Origin of the sequence: Leadbettera azotonutricia ZAS-9, assembly GCF_000214355.1 — a bacterium.
Lineage (GTDB): Bacteria > Spirochaetota > Spirochaetia > Treponematales > Breznakiellaceae > Leadbettera > Leadbettera azotonutricia.
This window is the reverse complement of sequence record NC_015577.1, coordinates 1-16,265: the sequence shown is the minus strand read 5'-3', so window position 1 is coordinate 16,265 and position 16,265 is coordinate 1. Positions and strand designations below refer to the sequence as shown.

Below are 16,265 nucleotides of genomic sequence, written 5' to 3'. Positions count from 1 at the left end.
AAAAAAACCGGCAGGATTTGCCGCTATGCACGATCAATTATCGTTCTCCCCGGACCAGCAGAGGCCAGCCATAGGGCAGGGGCATTGTCCTGATCGGCATACACAAAGGGGAATTCCTGCATATTGGTTGCTGCTCCAAGACCGCCCCCGGCATCAAGGGCAACCAGAGAAATATCGCCGAGCTTGATCCCCAGGCCATCCATCCGTTTTATATGGGCTGCCAGGGCGTCATCGCAAGCCTGTTGGGCGCTCTTGCCCGATTCCATCTGCCGGACCGCCTCGTAGCTGAGGCATCCCCGGAGTATATCTTCGCCTACACCTGTGGCTGCAGCGCCGCCAATCCCGTTTAGGCAGTAGAGCCCCCCTCCAATAATGGGACTGTCGCCTACCCTGCCTGGTTCCTTATAAAACAACCCGGAAGTGGAAACCCCTGCGGCAATGCAGCGCTCCCGGCAGACGATGACCCCTACTGTGTCATGGCCTTGATAGACAGAATCCTTTGCGCTTTCACGCATCTCCAGCCAGCGCTTTTTTGCATTGCCGGTCAGCATATTTTTTATTTCAAACCCATTCATCCTGGCGTATTTTTCGGCGCCTTCGCCGCTCAACATGCAGTTGAGTTGCCTTTTGCCAAGTTCAATTGCCGCATCTATGGGATTGGCAATACCCTTGGCTCCAATTACGCTGCCATACAAACCGGTGCTGCCATCCATATAGGCGGCGTCCAATTCCACTTCGCCTTCCCGGTTCGGCAGGCCGCCATATCCCACAGAAAGATACTCGGGGTTGTTTTCCACATCGTTGATTGCCCTTTTGATAGCCTCCGCCAAACTGCCTTCTTTTTCAAGAATTTCAGATGCCAGGCAAACTCCGTCATGAGCCATTTTCCATGTCCCAATTACTGCGTATTTCATATTCCCCCTCCTTCCGCATATACCGCGTATCGCAGCCATGCCTGGTTGATCGACAGCTTCAATTCAGTATCTTTTCCCATTTTTCCTGAATCTCCGCCGCTATTTCGGCAGAGGTACGGCTGTCTTCAAAAAGCCTGGCAAGCCCGCTGCGGAAGGCTTCTTCCAAATCCGCTTCCTTTTCTACATTGTTGAATTCCTGTACCAGATCCCCTGCAATAAAAATGTCCCAGGCTTTTGCATAAAAGGCATCGAGGGCAGCGGGCGGGTTGCTGCCTGCGCCGGGGACAGCATGGGCGTTTTCTGCGAGGACTGATTTCTTTTCGTATAAAAACGAAATGAATTCTTTGGCCTCTTCCTGATGGGTTCCTGTTTGGGAAGGGGCCAGGGCCCATCCGGACGCGCCAAAGACAGGCTTGCCTGTGTATGAGTCGGAGGAGGGAATGGAAGTAAGGCTGAAATGTGAAGCGCCTAATTCGCGTTTAAGGATTTCTATATCCTGCACCCTGCCGAGCATGAATGCCGCGCGCCCCTTGATAAAGGCATTGAGCTTTTCATTTTCCCCCATGGAAAAGGGGTTAGGGTAGAGAAGACCTTCGCGGTCCAAGTCTGCAAAAAATTCCAGCGTTTCTACGGTTGCTTTCTGGGCGAGGGCCGGTCTGCCTTTGTCCAGCAGGGTTGCGTCTGCTGCCCAAACCCAGGGGTACACATTTGTATAGATGCTTCGGGAATCGTCAGGGCTCAGGCTGAGGGCAAGGCCATAACGCTGGGCTTCGGCATTGGTAACAGCTTTTGCATAGGCAAAAAACTCGCTGCGGTTCTTGGGTGGCCTCGAAAATCCCGCTTCCCGCAAAATATCGATGTTGTAAAAAAGAGGATAAAAATAAGTGAGCAGCGGGGTTTCGGGAACATCCCTTTTATGGAGCAAATTGTTTTTTTCAAGTTCAGGAATCCAGAGGGGGTTCACTGCAAGTATGCCGCCTGGCTTGGCGCTATTGCCAGCATCACTATCCGGTTTATAATCCAGAAAAAGTTTTCTGGTTTCCTCATAGGGCATGTTGTTGAGGGTGATTCTGATTTCAGGATGAAGGGCCTCAAATTCCCTGACGAGGTTTTCGAGGGTGTCGGGTTCGAGTTCATTCTGCCACCATTGGGTAAAAACCAGGGTGGATGCGGCCGCATCGGCAATGGCCTTTTTCCCCCCGAAACGGAACAGGGCAAAAACCAGGACTATGACAGCCAGGGCAAGGAGCACTATATCAACATGGGGCTTTAGGCGGGTTTCAAGATTTTTATACCCTGCAGTCAACCTGGAAATTATCTTCAATAAAAGACCTCGACTTTTTAGTGAATTTAGGATACACAATAGTATGCCCCGGTTTTTTAGAAAGTTGCTGTCTATCCGCAATATCATTCTCAAGCCCAAGGCTGACCCGAACGAGATTGCCGAAGAAACATGGGCTGCGGATTTCAGCAAACCCAAGCGTGTCCGTTTTGATATTAAATCAGAATCCTCTTATAATGCCAATCTCCAAAAGTTCGGCGCACGCCATTGCCTTGCCCTGGGCCTCAAAAAAACAGGCTGCATTGCCTGGGTGGAAGCGCCTGCCTGCCGTTACGGGGATCAGGTGATTAACGCCCGGATACGCCTGGATGCCAGAGGGGGCTACGCTGCCGGGGGTATTATGTTCCGCATGGTGGGGGAGCACACCTACTATTCTTTCCTGATTTCGACCAAGGGCTATTTCAGGCTGGATGTGCTGCGGAACGGCATGCCCCTGCCCCTCATAGGCTGGACGGAGCTGCCTGACCAGGCTTCCCAGGAAATTGCATCGGACCACGCAGTGGACTTTACGATTATTGCCTATGGCAGCCATATTGTCATTCTTATCCGGGGCCAATGGGCTGCCGATTTAAGCGATTCCACTATTATGGAAGGGACTCTCTGTTTTACCGCCGCCTCATACGAGGAACCCCGGGATTCGGCCCTTCTCCTTGTCCCCATACCCCAGGGCGCAGAAAGCCCTTACAGTGCCGAAGTGTTCCTCGAATCCCTTACGGTGGACTCCCATCTTGCCGAAGCAGCGGCTCTCTACGAAAAATGGACAGCCCCTGCCGAAGCCAGCCCCCAGAGCCGTTTCCGGCTGGCCGAAACGTTCACCGCTATGGATCAGCACAAGGCCGCCCTCGTCCAAATCAGGAAAGCCTGGGAAACTCCGGGCTATAAAAAGAAACAGAAGGAGCTGCTCCTCGCAGGCCGCTTGGCCCAGCAGCTTGGGCTTTCCGCCGATGCTGAACAGTACATCTCAGCCTGCTTTGAGGCCAATGTCGACAGTGCCGAAGGCAAAGAGGCGATTACCGAGATGGCGAAGATCCTCTATGGGGGCGAGCGTTTCAAGGAACTCAAGGATTACTGCGCCGAAGCTGCAAAAGTTTTATCCGCCGATTCTATGCTCAGGAATCTTCAGGGCCATGCCCTCTGGAATCTCAAAGAGTACAAGGCTGCAGCCGCTGCCTATGACAAGGCTTTTGAGCTTGATAAATCCAACGGCATCTTTGCAAAAAACGCGGCAAATGTGTATGAAATTCTGGAGCGCAAAAAGGAAGCCCTGGATCGCAGTATTGCTGCGGGCCGCGCCTTTCTTGCTTCGGATAATTACGACGATTTAGGCGCCCTTGTCCCCAAGCTTCTTTCGCTGGGCGAAGACAACTGGGAGGCTCATGGTCTTGTGGGCAAATGGGCTTTCGGCATCGAAGACTGGAAAATGGCGGAAAAAGAATTTGAACAAGCAGAAGAACTGCGAAAAAAGAAACGCCCCAGGACCCCAAAAGACGCTGCGGTTATTTATCTCCGGGCCCTGCTCTTTATAAGGGAAGGAAAGCGTACCGAAGCCCTGCCCCTTCTCGAAGAAGCCGTTTCCCTCGAAAAAGACTATGCTCTTTTCCATTTTAAACTTGCTGAAAACCGGTTTTTATTGAATGACGATCCTGAAGATCCCCAGCTCCGTTCCGAACTTGCCGCTGCCATTGCCCTTGACCCCGGCGACGGCTGGATCAACAATTTTGCAGCCCAGCTCTGCCTGCAGCGGGGGGATCTTGAAAATGCCTCAGGCTATCTTGAAAACGCGGCAAAAGCGCTGGGCGATGTCAACGCCATCAAAGTGAACCGCGCTGTGCTTTTTGCATTGCAGGGCTCCCTGGACAAAGCCCTGAAACTCCTTGAATTCGCGGATGATCCTGACGGCGCTATGGCTAATTGCGCAGGCAATCTGCTGGTACGCGAAGCCCGTTATGAGGAAGCCGATGAACGTTACCGCAAAGCCCTCTCCATTGCCCCCGAAAACCCGGAGTTTCTTTCCAACCGCGCATCGTGCCTTATAGAGATGGGCCAATACGGCGAGGCCGACACTATCCTGGGCCGGGTTCACGAGGCGCGCCCAAGCACTGCGGTTCTTGAACTTATAAGCTATGTAGCCTCCAAAAAAGGCGAATTTGCCCGCGCCGAGGCAGCCTGCCGGGCGGCCCTGAAAATGGACCCCCATCATGCGCAGTCTTTGCTTTCCCTGGGCTGGATTTTCATCACCACCGGCAAAATCGAAGACGCCAGGGCCAGCCTCATAAGCCTGGACAGCCTCAATTTATCCCCAGGCCTTTCAGAACGCCGGGAAGAACTCCGCACCCGCCTTGACGAAGCCGTCTATAATAAAGTCCCCTGCGCAGCCTGCGAAAGAAGCTGGAAGATCCTGAAGGAGCCCCCCTCTGTCCCTTCCATACGCCTCTTTGCCATGCCCCCCGATGATCTCCCCGCAGGCTCCTGTCCTGAATGCGGAAAAGCGTATTGCATAGGCTGCGCCAAAAAAAACCTCGATCCCTCCGGCCGCTTTGTCTGCCCCGAATGCGGCAAGGCCCTAAAGCTTATAAACGAAGGATTGAAAAAAATTGTTTACGATTGGGCCAAAGCCGAGGGCATGACCAAGGGCGCTAAACCCGCAAAACGGGGCCGCCCCAAGAAAGATCCTATCCCTTTGGAAATGATTAAGACCCTGCTGCCCGAGGCCGCGCTTTTATCCGGGAAAGAGCCCGTTAAGCGGGGCCGTGGCCGGCCGCGCAAAAAACCCCTTTAATTTCTTCGGCTATTTGGAGAGGGCTTTTATTTTCTCCATCGATAATAATGCTTGCAATGGCTTTGTATGCCGCCGCCCTGCGTTCATGAAGTTCCAGATGGGTTTGTCTGGGATTTGCGGTATTGAGGAAAGGCGGCAGCTCCCCTCCATTTGCCGTGTGGAGAATTCGCTGCCACGCTGTTTCTGCAGGGACATCAAGATAAATAGCAGCAATGCTGTCGCTCTTTCGCAGCAATGCTGCCGCTTCCTCATTGTCGATAAGGCCGCCTCCGGCCGCGATTATAGAGAGATTTTCCCCTGTGTGCTCCAGTACCGCCTTCAAAGCGGCAGCCTCGGCCTTTTTGAAAACTTCGGGCCCTTCCTTAAAAAGAACCCTGGGCGTTTTCCCCGTCTCCCTTTGCACGATGCCGTCAAGATCCGCAAAGTCCCCGCCCAAAAGCTGTGCCAGAGCCTTCCCCGCCTCGGTCTTCCCCGCATGCTTGGGCCCGGTGATAAGGAGTATCCGCTTCTGTGTTTTTCCCATGGACTTAACGATAATAAAATCATTAGTATTGATCCAGATACATGAACGGAATATGGCTTTTATTTTTATTGATCCTCATCTCCGCCCTGCCCCTCATTCCTGCATGGATTTGGTTCCGTTCCCTCAAGCTGGGCAGCCGCTGGTTTTTAAGTTCCATAGCAGCCGGCCTTTTATCCGTCCTGGCGGCCGTCCTTGTCCAGAGCCTCTTCCCCTCTCCCCGGCCGGGAACATCCGCCGGCAGCCCAGGCCCCGTCCTTTACGGTATTTTTGTGCGCATAGCCCTGATCGAGGAGCTGAGCCGCATCCTGACCTTAAGGCCGCTGATTGGGGTTTATGGCAGGAAAATCGGAAAGGCAAAGGAAGACGGGCCGGGGGCCGAGGATAATTTTGCAGCCTCCGCTATGGGGCTGGCAGCCGGGCTGGGTTTCGCCGTGGTCGAAAGCGCCCTCTACACTGCCGCTTCCCCCGGCATTGCCCTGCTCCGCGCCTTTACCGCGGCCCCCCTTCATGGCGCATGCGGGGCCAGGGTGGGGGCTTCCGTAGGCATTGCCCGCAGCCGGCCCCTCCATTCGGCGGTTTTGTTTGTCACGGCGGTTCTGCTGCATGGGATGTATGATTTTTTCATCATATATCCCGGTATTCCTTCATTTTTATCGGTTATTATCGCCCTCTCTGCCCTGGGTTCTTCGGTTTTGTCGCTTCGGAATGAGAGGAAATCAAGCTAAACCTGGGCGGTGTTATTTCTCCAATACATACAGATATTCTTTTACATGGATATCCCGGTTATTCAAATTTCTGCTTCCCCTAAACGTATTGTACTGGGTTTCCAATACATCGACTTTGCCTAGTTTTTCCAGCATATTTTTCATTTCATCAAGCGGAATAAAGCCGTCAGAATTAAATGATATAAGGACGTATTTTGCCTTGATATTTGTAACAAGATCTGTCAATGAAAACAGAGCATAATTGCCTTTATTATAGGACGATCTATTCCAATTCTCGGGAATCCCGGAAATTTTGCTTGTATTTTCAGGATATTTATAATCCAGGATTAAATTGAGCATAAAATAATTTGAGCCGTAAGGATGCTGTTTGTAGGGCGGATCCAAATACGCAATGTCCACTTCAGGCGCTTCTTCAATGATTTGATTCGAATCGCCATTGTAAACCAGCACATCCGAATTGTACCTGCTGAATAGCGGAAAAGGCAAATTAATATCCCCGGTAATGCGGAACAGCGCATCCTGATTTTTTCCGCCAAACTGGCCAATACCGGTTTCTTTATTTTTATAGAACCCTTTGAATACCCCCGATGTATTTGCGTGTATAGAGGCTTCCGACAATAAAGGAGCCAGAAAATATTTTTGATAAACCTCAGGCATTGATCCTATATATTGCCTTGCAGTATCAATATACTTGGCATTTCGCGCAGTATAAAAAACCCTGTCACCGGCTTGGATATTTTGCTCATCAATAGGCGCATATAAATCCGAGATAATGCCTTTATTCAATTGAGAATGATTCAAATGATCAATAAGTTCATGGTAATATTGCCTTAAGTGAACACTATTTATATCATCTTTATTTGACAGATAGCATTGATTAATCAGGGTAGAATATTTTTCAAGATCGTTGGCAATCAGCAAGCTGGAATACTGTTTAAAGTACCTGGCAACTATGCCGGAACCGCTAAAAACATCAAACATGGAAAGTTTTTGCTTATTTAACCGGCTTTGTGCTTTTCTGACTCCCCTCCCGATAAATTCCAGCAATGAACGCTTGTTCCCTATATAGGTTATCAACTGCTGTGTTAAAAAATCCTCATTTTCGCATAGCCCCTTGTCCAGTTCGGTGTCTATCAATAACGATTGTTCGCTCATGGTTCAGCTGCTACGCCTGGGGCGGATTTTGCTTCTGCCTCTGCCGCACTGCCGCCTTAAAAATGGCATCAGCGTCGATTTTGGTGTCCACGCCGGTAAGGGGCATGAGGCCTTCGCCGCCTATGCTGCGGAAAAGAGGCCCCGGACGGGGACTGTATGCCCAGCTGTCTTCGCTGTTTACCAGGTGGTCGAGGACCGCGGAAACCGCGAGGGTAAAGAACACCAGGGAGGCGTTGTTCTTGTTTTTTGGCGAAAGGAGGGCTTCCATTCTGATAGAAAGGGGATTGGGCACCTGGAAAACATAAGGTTCCCAGGGATTATCAATGCCGTCGCAGGGGGCGTGTTTTTCCGCCCCTCCTGCGCGCAGTCCCTGCTCAATGCCCGCTGCGACTGCCGTAAGGTAACGGCGGAGCCGTTTTATCTCGGGGTATATGGGGTTTATATCCTTTTTCTGGAAGGGAGGGGGCGAGATGGATTCAAATTTATAATAAGGCAGAAAGTAAAGCCGCTTTGTCCAATGGAGATCCGTGAGGATTTTCTTGGAATAGGACGAACTCCTCTCCTCGGCGGAACCTTCCAATATGCGTATATATTCAGTCATACGGGGAAGGTATTCTTTCTCAAAGCTGAATTCAATGTAATAATGCCAGTTATTGATGATGTCCGTCAAAATCTCATCGACCCGCTCCGGGTTTCCCCCTGAGCCGGGGACAGCGCCGAAAGACACATAGCGCAGCCCGAAGAAAAGCTCTTCCAGTATGCGCATGAGTATGAATATCTGCTGCAGGGGATCGGTGGGCGCAATGTTCACTATGCCTTTTTTAAGATCGAAAATATCCACAAAGTAAGGATACAGATCAGGATAGGAGGAGAGCCTGTCCCAGCCTGCTTTGGGGAAAAAGGCTTCAAGGGTTTGAAGGCCCCGGTCAACGGCTTTCTTTTCGGTTTCCGCTGCCGCTCGCTGCGTTTTTTCTTCTTCTGTGAGTTCCTTGACTTCTTCTTCGCCTTCGGCAACTTCTTCGACCTCATCCGCCGGGGCTTCCTCCTCGCCGGGTTTTGCTTCAGAAGCAACTATCTGGGCAGGATTAATCTGATCCTCCTCGGCAACATTGAGGAAGGCCATGATGCGGTTTTTCCGTTCAATAAAAAGGCGCTCATAGGCTACCCATTTGGACGAAACGGTTTTGAGCAGCAAGGGGTACAGAAGGAAGCGTACGTCCCGCTTTACATCGGTAAAGGAGGCCAGGGCAACGCGGATAAGATCCTGGTACTTGTTCTGGGCCTCCATGGGGTTTTCGATATACAGGGCTTTATAGAGAATTTTATAGGCCGCCCGTATATGGGAGTCCAGATCAAGCTGATCCAGGACAAAGAGGGGCTTATACACGGATCTCAATATATCCGCAAAATCGCTTACCTTCACATTCCGGGGATGGGCCTGGAGGCGGGCAAGATCGCTGGATATCCTCTCTATGTTCCAGTAGCGGATAGTATCAAGAATCGAAAAAACCAGGGGAGCGGTTTTTTTCATGCGCTCGCTGCGGCGGGCGTTGTTGCGGGGGAACAGGGAACGGGTAGAAACCACCAGGGTCTCTATCTTCTTGTAGTATTCCGGCATTCTGCGGGTAATAAAAGAAGGGCCGACATAATCGGGTATCTCCCCAAAAAAGGAGAGCATGGAAAAGAGGATCTGGCCCGAAGATTTAATGTCAAATTCAGGCTGGCCTGCGTATTTATCAAGCTTGATCCTGTCCCAATAAGAGGTCTTTATGGGGACTGAAGGATCGTCCGAAGGGTCCGCCTCTTTGCGGCGCGGGGGCTTGCGCTTGGATTCATCATAATCGGCATCGGTCGCGAGCTCTACCCGGTGCCTGGGGGTCCTGCTCCCGGAGCTTGGCTGGTTCCCGATTTTTACATCTACCCGCTCGTGGCGGGTGCGCTTGGGCTTTTGGCGGGCCTTTTCCTGATCTTCAGTGCGTTCAAAGCCCACCTCTCCGCCGAGTTTTTCCGCCAGGCGCTTGGCTTCTTGCTGATCGAGATCCCCTAATTTGCTCCGTACCCGGTCAAGCTCGCCGGGGGCATATACTGCCTTATCTTTTTTTGCCATACCTATACCCTAAGATAGAGTTTCTCCCCTATGCCGCAGACATTCTTCAGCGTTATCTCTTCGCCCTCCGAATTGACTATCACACCGTTATAAATGCCCAGGGGGGTTTCATAATCGGATCGGGATATGATGAAATTCACGTTGCACCTGACCTGCTCCTGAGGGGTAAAAACCAGATCCACCATGCCCTCCATATCCTGTATGATCCATTCCGATTCTATGCCCCGGGGCTGGGTAATCTTCACCGGAGGCAAGGGGGTCAGCTTCCCATCCACCCAAAGGGCATTTTCATTGTTCCTGAAGGATTCCCTTGCTTGATTTTCGGCAATACTGAAACCGAAACGGCGGCCCTTGGAATCGAAACCAGTGCCGGTGCACCATTGGGATCGCATCCTGTAGGGATAATAGCCTTTAAAATCGCAAAAAATCCCCGTGGTGAGTTCAGGATCAAAGGAAATATGCTTGCCCCCAAAGACCATATCCCCCCGCACAGGCGCCGCCACCTTATAAGCATACATGCTCCTGCGCTCCGCAAACAACAGGCTTACTGCCATCGGCGTTGTCTTGTCCGTTTCCACGCTGTACTCGGCATGGGCTGTAAAAGAAGGCCGCTTCCATTTGGGCTCCACGTCCAGATCCAGCCGTATGGTCTCTGCTTCCAGCCAGCTATGGATGCGAAAGAAAAAGCCCCAGGAACGGCTGTCCACAGCCCCGTTCTTAAGCTCCTTGGGCAGATGCCAACCCCCGCCGGGAATTATCTTCCTGAACCGGAGCAGCTTCTTGTCCTCCCTGTCGTACATGATCACCGTGGCGGTACGATAGGTTTTAAGGTTGCACAGCATGGCGGAAAGGTGAAAACGCCCATCCTGGATGAAGAATGACTCCCACTCTTTAATGCGGCCGTCCTTCAGCCCCTTTAAGAGGGGCACTCCATAGGGCTGCCGTATATCGAGCAGGTCTACTTCATCAAAAGCCCGTGTCCAGGTTCCCTGAAGGGGCAAGCCCTCTTCAATGGGAGAAGACCGGGGGGGCTGAATTTCCCTGGTATACATCCTTTTAAGTATATCAGAATTTATCCTGCCAATGCCATACTGGCGAAGACAATTCTGACGAAAAGGGATTGGATTTATTAAAATCAGGCAGCCATTCAGACCCGGCTGCAAGTTCCTGGCAAAAACCGTCCTCGATGCCGAATTCCTCAAGCCAGCCCAGCATTGTTTCATACTCGGTTTCGGACACATACCGGTCGGGGATATTTTTACCCGAGCCGACCGGCGTATACTGGGTCATAAGGGAAAGGAGGGCGCGGCCTTTGCAATGCTCTGCAAACCAGCCCAGCACTTCGCGGGTAGCTTCCAGACAGCCCGGCAAGGCCAAATGGCGCACCATTACGCCGGATACAAGCCTTTCCCCGTCATACTTGAGCTCCCGGTATTCCATCATTTTTTTGATAGCCGCCGCGGCATGTTCAGCGTAGTCCGGGGCATTGAAGAAACGCTTTGCTATGCCGCTGTCCAGGGTTTTTAGATCCGGAAGGTACACATCAATCCTGTCTTTCAGGATGGCGAGGGATTCAACGCCATCATAGCCTGAGGAATTCCATAATACCGGGATACCAAGCCCTTTCTCCCTGGCAAGGTCTATCCCCGCCGCAAGAGCAGGCGCGGCATGGCTTCCGGTAACAATATTGATGTTCCCCGCGCCTTTTTCCTGCAAAACCAGGCAAATTCCCGCAAATTCGCTTTCCGAAACAGGCTTTCCCATGGCTTGCCGCGAAATTTGGAAATTCTGGCAGAATACGCAACCCAGGTTGCAGCCGCTGACAAAAATAGTCCCCGAACCGCCCGTGCCGGTTATGGGCGGTTCTTCCCCCCGGTGCAGGGAAGCCGAGGCTATGCGCAATTCCGCTGTTTCACCGCAATAACCCGCCTTGCCTGCTGTCCGATCCGCGCCGCAGGAACGGGGGCATAAATGGCAATAACGATATGATGTTATATCCATATAATGTTATGTCCTTTGCGGCTATTGATGGGTGTCTTGAATTGTCATTTCAGGTGATTCCGCTTCTTGATGCTTGCTTCAAGCCGTTTCCTGGCCTCGATATAGTCGGCATCATCTGCGGCCCCGATTTCCCCGACAGCCTCTTCCTGTACCGTAGCTGCTGCTTCCTCTTCTTCCTCTTCCTGTCCGGGTATCTGCGGCTCAGGGGTGAAAATCTGCTCCCTGCTCAGGCAAAAAGAGATGCCCTGTATCCCAAGTCCGGGATAACGGCGCTGGACTGCCTTCAACAATTGAACCTGCTTGGTCTGAAGTATCTGCACCCAGCCGGGGTGTTCAGCTTCCACAAGGAGCAGGCCCTTCTCAAGCTCTTTGATACGGGAATGGGCTGCGGCCGAGGAAACATCCGCCTCCGCTGCTGCTGCTGCCCAGGAAGAAAAAAGCCCCACTGTGGATTCAGCCCTCTGGAGAAAAGCCGGATCAAAACGCTCGTTCAAAAGGGCTGCCAGTACTTCTCCGGCCTTCCTCATGTCCTCTCCTCCATAGATAAAGTGCCTTCCTTGACATGATACACCACTGTCCCCTCTTTCCGATACAGTTCATAAGGCTCGCCGGGCAGGAAGGTATAAAAAGCCTGATCATAGCCCGGCATGATTTCCAGGAATTTGCGCCGTTTTTCGCCGTCCAGCTCCAGGAGCACATCGTCCAAAAGGAGCACCGGGTTTTTGCCGGTTTTTTCAGAAAAGCCCCTTGCCTGGGCTACCCTGAGCAAAAGCGCCAAAAGCCGCCTCTGCCCGGTGGAGGCTTTGCCGGAAAACTCATGGCCATTCCGGGTAAACACATACCTGTCACGGTGAGGCCCGGAAAGGGAAACCCCGAATGAAAAATCAGCTTCCCGTTTTTCAGCCAGCCTGGCCAATACGCCCTCAAAGCCCTGATCCTTCCATGAAGGCATATAGCGTATATTTATGCCTTCTATCCCCGAAATTTCACGATACAAAGGCTCGAATATGCGCGAAAAGGCGTCAGCAGCATCGCGGCGCTTTTCCATGAGGAGCAAGCCGTATTTGGCAAGCTGGGGATCAAGGGCGTCCAGCAGGGCAACGGTTTCGGACTTTTGCCCGGAAGCAAGGCCAAGCTTGCAATCCCGCAGCAGGGCATTCCGCGTTTTCAGCACCTTGCGGTACAGACGGAGATCGTCAAGGTACGCAAGGTCGGAAAGGCTCTGGGTCTGATCAAAAAACCAGCGCCGGTTTTCCGGTGTGCCGGAAATAAAATCCATATCCTCGTGGCAAAAGACTATGCAGGGGGCAGCGCCCAAAAGATCCTTCCGGTCTTCGACTTTTACCCCGTCCAGGGCGATGGATTTTTTCCCCTCCCTGCAGATGACCGTTGCGCTCGCATAAAGGGGATTGTCCAACTTGACGGAAACAGAAAAATCCTTGTCCCCGGTACGGACAAGCTCGCTGTCCCTCACTCCCCGGAAGGAAGAGCCGTAAGAGCAAAAATAGAGGGCTTCGAGGAAATTGGTTTTGCCCTGGCCATTCTCCCCCACGAGGAAGATGTCCTTCCCCCTGGTGTCGATCTCGGCGTCTTTAAGGTTGCGAAATGAAACTGCCCTCAGGGATAGAAAAGCCATCTACCCAACCATGCCGGAACCGAACTTAGTCCAGCTGCATGGGCATGACGATATGGAAGAAGTCCTTCTCGGGCACCGGCCTTATGGTGATGGCCTTTTTGGGGTCTGTAAAGTGCACGCTGATTTCTTTGCTGTCCATGACCTTGAAGGGCTCTTCGATGTAACGGTAGTTGAGGGCAATGGAAACTTCTTCCCCCTCGTACTTGCAGGGGATCTCTTCCCTGGCGTTCCCTATTTCATTCTCCTCGCAATAGACCGACACAGTGCCGGCAGCCACGCCGAGATACACCCGGTGGGATTTTTGCTCCACCAGGAGGGATACACGCTTCAGGGCGTCCAGCATTTCAATCCGGTCCACGGTAAAGGAAAAGTCCTGGCTCTCGGGGATAACCCTCTTGTAGTTGGGGAACTGCCCTTCGATCAATACAGAAGAAAGCTTGTACGATCCAAACTGGACAAAGATGATCTTGTCGGTCACTGAAAGGGAAATCATGCCCTCGTCGCCTGCGCGCTTCATCACAGTATTGAGGATTTTGGGCGGAATGATGATCCCGGAAAAATCCTTAACCCCTGCCCCCGCATCTTTGGAGATAAAGGCAAGGCGGCGCCCATCCGTCGCTACCATGATAAACTTGTCCTCGGTTTTTTCAAAGAAAACGCCGTTCATAAAGTATCGGGTCTCGTCATCGGATATGGCAAAAACAGTTTCCTGTATCATTTCTTTGAATTCTTTGATAGGCATTTCAAAAAAATTCTGACCGGCGGCGGTAAATTCGGGAAATTTATCGGAAGCTATGCTCTTAAGCTGCCAGCGGGCTTTTTTAACCGCTGCTTTTATAGTGACTTTGGATTCCGCCTGGTCGAATTCAACCTCTCCATCAGGGATTGAATTGAGAATCCCGAAAAATTTATCTCCATAAACCGTAACAGCACCGTTTTCCTTGACATCCACAGGCACTTTGGTCTCAAAATTGACCTTCATGTCCGTGGCCTTGATCACCAGGGAGTCGTCCAGGGCTTCGATATAGATATTCGAGAGTATAGAGATGGCATTTTTAGAGGCAATGATTTCATTGGCAATCGAGATTTCTTTAAGCAGCACACTGCGGTCACAGGCAAACTTCATATGGTAACACTCCTTGAATTCCTATTAGTATTATATATATAAATAGTAATAGTAGTAATAGGGGGCCTTAATAGGTGGAAAGACGAGGCAATTCCATATAAGCCAAAGAATTAGCCTTCCTGAAACCCCATGGAAAACCATGCCGCTTATGCACAGCTTCCCTCATTCCTAACATGCCCTCTCAAAACTGCCTTATTTATGCACTATTCTAAACTATATACCAACACATACTAACACGTTTTCAGCTTTTTGCGCCATATTCCTTGATCGTCCTTTTGAGGTTTTCGATGGTAGAATAGAGGTTGGAATCCGTGCGGCATTCGATCTCGATCTTATCGCAAGACACCAGAACTGTGGAATGATCCCTTCCGCCAAAGTCCTCGCCTATATCGGTAAAAGAGTACTCAGTCAGGTTTCGGATAAGGTACATGGCGATGTGGCGGGCCCTGACTATGGTATGGCTCCGCTTTTTGCCCTTAAGGTCATTGGGCGAAAGATGGAAATGATCCGCCACTACCCGCTGGATGTTTTCCACAGAAAGATTGCCGGGCTTGGAAGAATCGATGAGGTCCTTCAGCTCTTTCCGGGCTATATCCAGGGTGATGGGCTTGCCTAAAAGCTCCGCATAGGCAGTCAGTTTGTTGAGGGCCCCTTCCAGATCACGCACATTGGACGAAATATTCTTGCTTATCAGATCTATGACTTCATCGGGAACCAGCACATTCCTGTTTTCCATCTTCTTTTTGAGGATGGCATAGCGGGTTTCGTAATTTGGAGGCTTTAAATCGATGTGGAGACCCCACTGGAAACGGGACTGAAGCCTTGGGGCCATGCCTTTCAGCTCGGTAACCGGCCTGTCGCAGGTAAAAACCATCTGCTTTTTGTTTTTGTAGAGCTCTTCGAAGGTATAGAAAAGCTCCTCCTGGGTACCTGCGCCTTTTTCTATGGTATGGATGTCGTCAATAAGGAGAATATCCACATTCCGGTACTTCTTCTTAAAGTCCGGCATATTTTTCTGGAAGGTCATATCGACGAAGTCCTGCATAAAGGTTTCGCCCCTGATGTAGAGTATCTTCAAGCTGGTGTTGTTATGGATGAAATGGCCTATGGCCTGCATCAAATGGGTCTTCCCCAGCCCCACGCCGCCGTAAATAAGCAGGGGGTTGTAGTTCTTTGCTATTCCTGGGTTTCTGGCCACAGCCGAAGCAGCGTTAAAGGCAAAGGAATTGTCCTCGGAGACCACAAAAGTCTCGAAAGTATAGTCTTCCTGCAGCTGGGGATGGGGCTTTTTATCCGGTTTTGCCGAGGCAATGGGCTGGGAAGGCGTTATTGGAGATGAGTTTGGCGGCTGAGGCTCAGGAACAGGCTCTGCGGCTTTCTTCTGGGTATCTTTTTCGCCAGTTTCTTGCGGCACTTCCAGGGAAAGGGCCAATTTTTTGCCGGTCAGCTCGCTTAATTTCTCTTCAAGCTGGTTATGATAGCGGGAGCGGAACATTTCCCTGAAAAAAAACGAAGGCACCGAGACAGAAATTTCAGATTCCGATGCCCCCAGGTACTTCAGATTGCCCAGGTAGATGGTGAATTCTTCTTCCCCCAGTTTCTGGTGCAGCTGGTTTATTGTTTCGTCCCAGAAGGGTTTATAATCATATTCAGCCATGAGCTAATTCCTTGAATCTCCATTATAACCAGCACTATTAACACATTATCCACAATCCAATGTGGACTTCCTAGACACAAATTCGCAGGGAAACGTCCTTTTTAGGCTTTTCCTCTCAACGCCCGAACGGCAATAGGCATCTAATTCATTATATTATAATGAATTAGCCAGCATTTTCTGCCCCTTTAGGGTTACGCGTGTAACCCCTTCTTTTTTGCCTGTTCAGACAGGCAAATAGCCGGAAGTTTTCCACAAGCTGTCCACATTGCCGTCCAGGCAGCCGCCAGCCTAAATAGCTGA

The 16,265-nt window shown here is 51.2% G+C and carries 13 protein-coding genes; 2 read left to right on the top strand and 11 right to left on the bottom strand.

Annotation, left to right across the window (positions count from 1 at the left end; genetic code table 11):
* Positions 1–23 precede the first annotated feature (23 nt).
* Both TREAZ_RS00065 and TREAZ_RS00060 read right to left on the bottom strand, forming a co-directional pair.
* Positions 24–914 carry a glycosylasparaginase gene (locus TREAZ_RS00065; protein WP_015709728.1) on the bottom strand — a complete coding sequence of 297 codons (891 nt, stop codon included), beginning with the start codon at positions 912–914 and terminating at the stop codon, positions 24–26.
* A gap of 58 nt (positions 915–972) precedes the next feature.
* Positions 973–2,220 carry an ABC transporter substrate-binding protein gene (locus tag TREAZ_RS00060; protein ID WP_015709727.1) on the bottom strand — a complete coding sequence of 416 codons (1,248 nt, stop codon included), beginning with the start codon at positions 2,218–2,220 and terminating at the stop codon, positions 973–975.
* Positions 2,221–2,281: 61 nt separating this feature from the next.
* Between TREAZ_RS00060 and TREAZ_RS00055 the strand changes: the two genes are divergently transcribed.
* Entirely contained in the window at positions 2,282–5,035 is a 2,754-nt protein-coding gene (locus TREAZ_RS00055) for a tetratricopeptide repeat protein (RefSeq protein ID WP_015709726.1), read from the top strand.
* On the opposite strand, the gene TREAZ_RS00050 is transcribed toward TREAZ_RS00055, so the two are convergent.
* Complete coding sequence (locus TREAZ_RS00050) at positions 4,995–5,558, bottom strand: shikimate kinase (protein ID WP_015709725.1); 564 nt, start codon at positions 5,556–5,558, stop codon at positions 4,995–4,997. The genes TREAZ_RS00055 and TREAZ_RS00050 overlap by 41 nt on opposite strands.
* Positions 5,559–5,599: 41 nt before the next feature.
* Here TREAZ_RS00050 and TREAZ_RS00045 point away from each other — a divergent pair, with 41 nt between their 5' ends.
* Entirely contained in the window at positions 5,600–6,283 is a 684-nt protein-coding gene (locus tag TREAZ_RS00045; RefSeq protein ID WP_015709724.1) for a PrsW family glutamic-type intramembrane protease, read from the top strand.
* Positions 6,284–6,295: 12 nt separating this feature from the next.
* Here the strand turns inward: TREAZ_RS00045 and TREAZ_RS00040 are convergent, their stop codons facing one another.
* The 8 genes from TREAZ_RS00040 to dnaA all read right to left on the bottom strand — a co-directional run bounded on the left by TREAZ_RS00040 (position 6,296) and on the right by dnaA (position 15,965).
* The gene (locus TREAZ_RS00040; RefSeq protein WP_015709723.1) at positions 6,296–7,438 is read right to left on the bottom strand and encodes a DNA adenine methylase; all 1,143 of its coding nucleotides are present in this window, start codon (positions 7,436–7,438) and stop codon (positions 6,296–6,298) included.
* Positions 7,439–7,448: 10 nt separating this feature from the next.
* The gene (locus TREAZ_RS00035; RefSeq protein ID WP_015709722.1) at positions 7,449–9,545 is read right to left on the bottom strand and encodes a hypothetical protein; all 2,097 of its coding nucleotides are present in this window, start codon (positions 9,543–9,545) and stop codon (positions 7,449–7,451) included.
* A gap of 2 nt (positions 9,546–9,547) precedes the next feature.
* Positions 9,548–10,597, bottom strand: a complete 1,050-nt coding sequence (locus TREAZ_RS00030) for a DUF2804 domain-containing protein (protein WP_015709721.1) — start codon at positions 10,595–10,597, stop codon at positions 9,548–9,550.
* Positions 10,598–10,610: 13 nt separating this feature from the next.
* Positions 10,611–11,546: a radical SAM protein gene (locus tag TREAZ_RS00025; RefSeq protein WP_015709720.1), complete on the bottom strand. Its 936-nt coding sequence runs from the start codon at positions 11,544–11,546 to the stop codon at positions 10,611–10,613.
* Between the two features lie 44 nt (positions 11,547–11,590).
* Positions 11,591–12,073, bottom strand: a complete 483-nt coding sequence (locus tag TREAZ_RS00020) for a DciA family protein (RefSeq protein ID WP_015709719.1) — start codon at positions 12,071–12,073, stop codon at positions 11,591–11,593.
* Positions 12,070–13,182 (bottom strand): DNA replication/repair protein RecF, encoded by a 1,113-nt coding sequence (recF, locus tag TREAZ_RS00015; RefSeq protein WP_015709718.1) that lies wholly within the window; start codon positions 13,180–13,182, stop codon positions 12,070–12,072. Before recF ends, TREAZ_RS00020 begins: the two co-directional genes overlap by 4 nt.
* 25 nt (positions 13,183–13,207) lie before the next feature.
* Complete coding sequence (gene dnaN / locus TREAZ_RS00010; protein WP_015709717.1) at positions 13,208–14,308, bottom strand: DNA polymerase III subunit beta; 1,101 nt, start codon at positions 14,306–14,308, stop codon at positions 13,208–13,210.
* A 241-nt stretch (positions 14,309–14,549) separates the two neighbouring features.
* The gene (gene dnaA, locus TREAZ_RS00005; protein ID WP_015709716.1) at positions 14,550–15,965 is read right to left on the bottom strand and encodes a chromosomal replication initiator protein DnaA; all 1,416 of its coding nucleotides are present in this window, start codon (positions 15,963–15,965) and stop codon (positions 14,550–14,552) included.
* Between the last annotated feature and the right edge of the window lie 300 nt (positions 15,966–16,265).

Coding starts and splice junctions, on each gene's coding strand:
- TREAZ_RS00065 (WP_015709728.1), bottom strand. CDS start 914: ATGAAATACGCAGTAATTGGGACATGGAAAATGGCTCATGACGGAGTT.
- TREAZ_RS00055 (WP_015709726.1), top strand. CDS start 2,282: ATGCCCCGGTTTTTTAGAAAGTTGCTGTCTATCCGCAATATCATTCTC.
- TREAZ_RS00050 (WP_015709725.1), bottom strand. CDS start 5,558: ATGGGAAAAACACAGAAGCGGATACTCCTTATCACCGGGCCCAAGCAT.
- TREAZ_RS00045 (WP_015709724.1), top strand. CDS start 5,600: ATGAACGGAATATGGCTTTTATTTTTATTGATCCTCATCTCCGCCCTG.
- TREAZ_RS00040 (WP_015709723.1), bottom strand. CDS start 7,438: ATGAGCGAACAATCGTTATTGATAGACACCGAACTGGACAAGGGGCTA.
- TREAZ_RS00035 (WP_015709722.1), bottom strand. CDS start 9,545: ATGGCAAAAAAAGATAAGGCAGTATATGCCCCCGGCGAGCTTGACCGG.
- TREAZ_RS00030 (WP_015709721.1), bottom strand. CDS start 10,597: ATGTATACCAGGGAAATTCAGCCCCCCCGGTCTTCTCCCATTGAAGAG.
- TREAZ_RS00025 (WP_015709720.1), bottom strand. CDS start 11,546: ATGGATATAACATCATATCGTTATTGCCATTTATGCCCCCGTTCCTGC.
- TREAZ_RS00020 (WP_015709719.1), bottom strand. CDS start 12,073: ATGAGGAAGGCCGGAGAAGTACTGGCAGCCCTTTTGAACGAGCGTTTT.
- recF (WP_015709718.1), bottom strand. CDS start 13,182: ATGGCTTTTCTATCCCTGAGGGCAGTTTCATTTCGCAACCTTAAAGAC.
- dnaN (WP_015709717.1), bottom strand. CDS start 14,308: ATGAAGTTTGCCTGTGACCGCAGTGTGCTGCTTAAAGAAATCTCGATT.
- dnaA (WP_015709716.1), bottom strand. CDS start 15,965: ATGGCTGAATATGATTATAAACCCTTCTGGGACGAAACAATAAACCAG.